Here is a 4,868-nt window from a genome sequence, read left to right as displayed (position 1 = left end):
CACGCCTTCCACTCCCCCCACATGAACGGCATGCTCAACGACTTCCGAGAGGTCGCGAAGGGCTTGACCTTCCACGCGCCCAAGATCCCGATCGTGTCGAACGTGACCGGAGGACCGGCCGACCCCGCGCAGCTGTCGAGCGCGGAGTACTGGGTGCGCCACGTCCGCGAGGCCGTGCGCTTCGCCGACGGTGTCGCCACGCTGGAGGCCGCGGGCGTCACCACGTTCGTCGAGCTCGGTCCCGACGCCGTGCTCAGTGCGCTGGTCCAGGACTCCCTGCCCGGTGAGGCGACCGGCGTGGCCGCGGTGGCGCTGTTGCGCCGCAATCGCCCGGAGGCGGCCGGGGTCACCTCGGCTCTCGGCGAGCTGCACAACCGGGGCGTCGCCGTCGACTGGGAGGCGTACTTCGCCGGGACCGGCGCCGACCGCGTACCCCTGCCCACATACGCCTTCCAGGAGGAGAGCTTCTGGCTGAAGTCCGAGGCCTCCGCAGGTGTGGACACGTTCTTCCGCGCGGGCGCGGGCACACGCTCGACGGGTCATCCGGTCCTGGAGGGCGTGGTCGAGCTGGCGGAGAGTGGCCGGACGCTGTTCATCGGCCAGGTCTCGGCGGACACGTACGCAGGGACGGCCGACCGGGTGGTCGACCGCACGCCGGTTCTGCCTGCCTCCGCCGTGGCCGAACTCGCCCTCCACGCAGGCGACCACATCGGCACCGACACCCTCGACCACCTCACCCTCACCACCCCCATCCCCCTCACCACGCCCACACCCACCCAACTCCAACTCACCCTCGACCCTGCCGACGACACCGGCCGCCACCCCTTCACCCTCCACACCCGCCCCGCCGGGACCGAAGCCCCCTGGACCACCCACGCCAAGGGCTTCCTCGCCACAGCCCCGTCGGCATCCGCGTCCCCGGCCGGTGTGGGCGCGGACGCCACGGCGATGGTCGTCCGGCTGCGCGCCGACCTCCAGGCGGAGGTGTCCCGCCATGGGCTGCATCCCGCGCTCCTGGAGGCCGCGGTCGAAGCCGCCACTCCGGGCGCCGCGCAGCCGGGGACCGTCCGGGTCCCCGTCGAGTGGCAGGGGCTTCGGCTGTACGCGGTCGGTGCGACGGCCGTACGGGTCCGGGTCGACGTGATCGACGCGGACACCGTCGCCGTCGTGCTGACCGACGAGACCGGGCAGCCGGTGGCATCGCTGGAGCGGCTCGTCTTCCGGGACGTTCCCGAGAGCGAGTTCAGCGGTGCGACAAGCGCCCACCTGCCGTTGTACGAGATCGAATGGGAGCCTGCCGAGGTGCTCGGTGCGGCCGGGCCGGTGCGCTGGGGCGCGCTGGGCAACGCCACGGACTTCAACGCGCTGGACTTCGACGGCCTCGGCTTCGATGAGCTGGGTCTCGAAGGACTGGTCTTCGACGACGTGGCCGGGCTCGCCGCGGCTGTCGAGGCCGGTGCACCGGTCGACACCGTGCTGGTGCGCGCCGGCGCGGGCGAGGAAGACGCCAAGGAAGACATCAAGGAAGACCTCCCGGACGCCGCGGCCGCCGCTCACGCCAGCGCACGACAGGCGCTGGGCCTCGTACAGGAGTGGCTGGCCGACGACCGGCTCTCGGCCACCCGGCTGGTCGTCGCCACTCGGCGTGCCATGGCGACCGAGCCGGGTGCCGCGCCGGATCCCGCGGCGGCGACCGTCTGGGGCCTGCTCCGCGCGGCCCAGACCGAGGCGCCCGACCGAATCTTCCTGGTCGATCTGGACGATCTGGACGTTCCACATGATCTGGTGGAGCCGCGTGATCCAGACGCCCGGAACAGCGCCGGGCCGGCGGCTCGCGCCACGCTGCCGACCGCCGCCATCGCCGCCGGTGAGCCGCAGACGGCGATTCGAGACGGCAAGGTCCTGCTGCCCAGGCTGCGCCGGTCCGGCGCCCCGGAAGCCGCCCAGGCTGCGGAGAGCACGCCATGGAGCCCGGACGGTACGGTGCTGATCACCGGCGGTACCGGCACCCTCGGCGCTCTCTTCGCCCGCCACCTCGCCACCCACCACGGCGCCCGCCACCTCCACCTCCTCAGCCGCCGCGGCGACCAAGCACCCGGCGCCACCCAACTCCACGACGAACTCACCGCACTCGGCGCCCACGTCACCATCACCGCCTGCGACGCCGCCGACCGCCAAGCCCTCGCCGACACCCTCGCCACCATCCCCACCGAACACCCCCTCACCGCCGTCATCCACACCGCAGGCACCACCGACGACGGCCTCCTCACCACCCTCACCCCCGAACGACTCACCACCGTCCTCCGCCCCAAGATCGACGCCGCCTGGAACCTCCACACCCTCACCCACCACCTCGACCTCACCGCCTTCGTCCTCTTCTCCTCCATCGCCGGCGTGACCGGCGTGCCGGGGCAGGCGAACTACGCGGCCGCCAACGCCTTCCTCGACGCCCTCGCCCACCACCGCACCGCCCACGGCCTGCCCGCCACCTCCACCGCCTGGGGCCTCTGGGCGACGGAGGAGGGCCGCGCACGCGGCATCAACGCCCATCTGGGCGCCGGTGCCCTGCAGCGGTTCGCCCGCGAGGGCTTCCGGCTGATCGATCCCGGGACGGGCACGGCCATCTTCGACGGGGCGCTCCATACCGAGGGACGGTCCCGCGCGCACCTGGTGGCGCTGCCCGTGGACCTTGCCGCGATGCGTGCGTACGGGAATGTCCCCGCGATGTTCCGCGGGCTGGTCGAGGTCACGAACCGTCGCACCGCCCTGGCCGCGGCGACCACCACCGACACGCTCGGTCAGCGCCTCGCCGAGCTGCCCGCCGGCGAGCGGCACCAGCTCGTCCTGGATCTCGTGCGCACTGAGGCGGCCGCCGTCCTGGGCCGCTCCGGGCGGGACGGCGTCGAGGCCGACCGGCCCTTCGAGGGGCTGGGGTTCGACTCGATGACCGCGGTCGATCTGCGCAACCGGCTCAGCGCGGAGACGGGTGTACGGCTCCCGGTCACCCTCGTCTTCGACCATCCCACGCCCGCGGCGCTGGCCGCGTACCTGCTCGAACAGGTGGCGTCCGGCGACTCGGAGGCGGACACGCCGCCGGTCCTGGCCGAGCTGGACCGGCTCGAGGCCGCGCTCGCCGACGTGTACGCGCTCCCGGACGGGGACGGCGCTCCGACGCGCAACGCCGTGACCGTGCGCCTGCAGACGATCCTCTCGCGGCTGAGCGAGCTGAGCGTGCTGAACGAGTCGAACGAGCGCAGGGCGGAGGGCGGGACCGGCGACGTTCCCGACCCGGTCGACGTTCTCGAGTCGGCCTCCGCCTCCGAGATCTTCGACTTCATCGACAACCAGCTCGGCCGTTCCGCGAACTGACCACCACCGACGGAGACTGAATCCGCATGTCGAACGAAGAGAAGCTGGTCGACTACCTCAAGTGGGTCACCGCCGACCTCCAGAAGGCCCGTCGGCGGCTGGCCGAGCTGGAAACCGGCCGTCAGGAACCCGTGGCGATCGTCGGGATGGCGTGCCGCTATCCCGGCGGGGTGTCCTCTCCCGATGACCTGTGGGAGCTGGTCGCGAACGAGGTCGACGGCATCACACCGTGGCCCACCGACCGGGGCTGGGACGTCGAGGCGCTGTACGACCCGGAGCCGGGCAGGGCCGGCAAGTCGTACACGCGCGAGGGCGGCTTCCTCGCGGACGCGGCAGACTTCGACGCCGGGTTCTTCGGGATCTCACCGCGCGAGGCGCTGGGGATGGACCCGCAGCAGCGCCTTCTGCTGGAGACCGCCTGGGAGGCCCTGGAGGGCGCGGGCATCGATCCCGAGTCGCTGAAGGGCAGCAACACCGGTGTGTTCGCCGGCGTGGTCGAGCAGAGTTACCTGAACCGCGAGGGCCCCGAGGAGCTCGAGGGCTACCTCATGACGAGCAAGCTGAGCAGTGTCGCATCGGGCCGTGTCGCGTACTCCTTCGGTTTCGAGGGCCCGGCGGTGTCGTTGGACACGGCGTGCTCGTCGTCGCTGGTGGCGCTGCATCTCGCGGTGCAGTCGGTGCGGTCGGGCGAGTCTGCGCTGGCGCTGGCCGGCGGTGTCACCGTGTCCGGGTCGCCGAGTGGATTCGTCGACTTCTCGCGGCAGCGGGGGCTGGCCGCCGACGGTCGGTGCAAGTCGTTCGCGGCCGCCGCCGACGGCACGGGCTGGAGCGAGGGCGTCGGCCTGCTCGTACTGGAGAAGCTGTCCGACGCACGGCGCAACGGACATCGGGTGCTCGCCCTGGTGCGCGGGTCGGCGGTCAACCAGGACGGCGCGTCCAACGGCCTCACCGCCCCCAACGGCCCCTCCCAGGAACGCGTCATCCGCCAGGCCCTGGCCAACGCCCGTCTGGCGCCCGCCGATGTGGACGTCGTTGAGGCGCACGGCACCGGCACGAGGCTGGGCGACCCGATCGAGGCCCAGTCCCTGCTGGCGACGTACGGTCAGGACCGACCCGCCGAGCGGCCGCTGTATCTCGGCTCGCTCAAGTCGAACATCGGCCACACGGTGGCGGCGGCCGGTGTCGGTGGCGTCATCAAGATGGTCGAGGCGATACGTCACGGGGTCATGCCCAAGTCCCTCCATATCGACGAGCCGACGGAGCATGTCGACTGGGAGGCAGGGGCGGTGACTCTGCTGACCGAGGCGAGGGCGTGGCCGGAGACCGGCCGGGCCCGCCGCGCGGGCGTGTCGGCGTTCGGCGTGAGCGGCACGAACGCGCATGTGGTGATCGAGCAGGCCCCGGCCGTGGATGCCGATGTGGCAACTGCCACGGAGACGACGCCCGTGCCGGTTGTCCCGTGGGTCCTGTCGGGCAGGTCCGGGGAAGCTCTGCGCGCC

General features: G+C 72.3%; 2 protein-coding genes. Both read left to right on the top strand.

What is annotated here, in order from left to right; translation table 11 throughout:
- On the top strand, nt 1–3,369 hold a 3,369-nt coding region (locus ACWCP0_RS41865; protein ID WP_451083943.1), incomplete at its 5' end, for an SDR family NAD(P)-dependent oxidoreductase.
- Between the two features lie 26 nt (nt 3,370–3,395).
- The coding region (locus ACWCP0_RS41860) for a type I polyketide synthase (RefSeq protein ID WP_451083942.1) at nt 3,396–4,868 on the top strand (1,473 nt) is incomplete at its 3' end.

The sequence above is a fragment of the Streptomyces sp. NPDC001970 genome (assembly GCF_053594115.1).
This window is presented reverse-complemented; position numbering and strand designations above follow the sequence as displayed.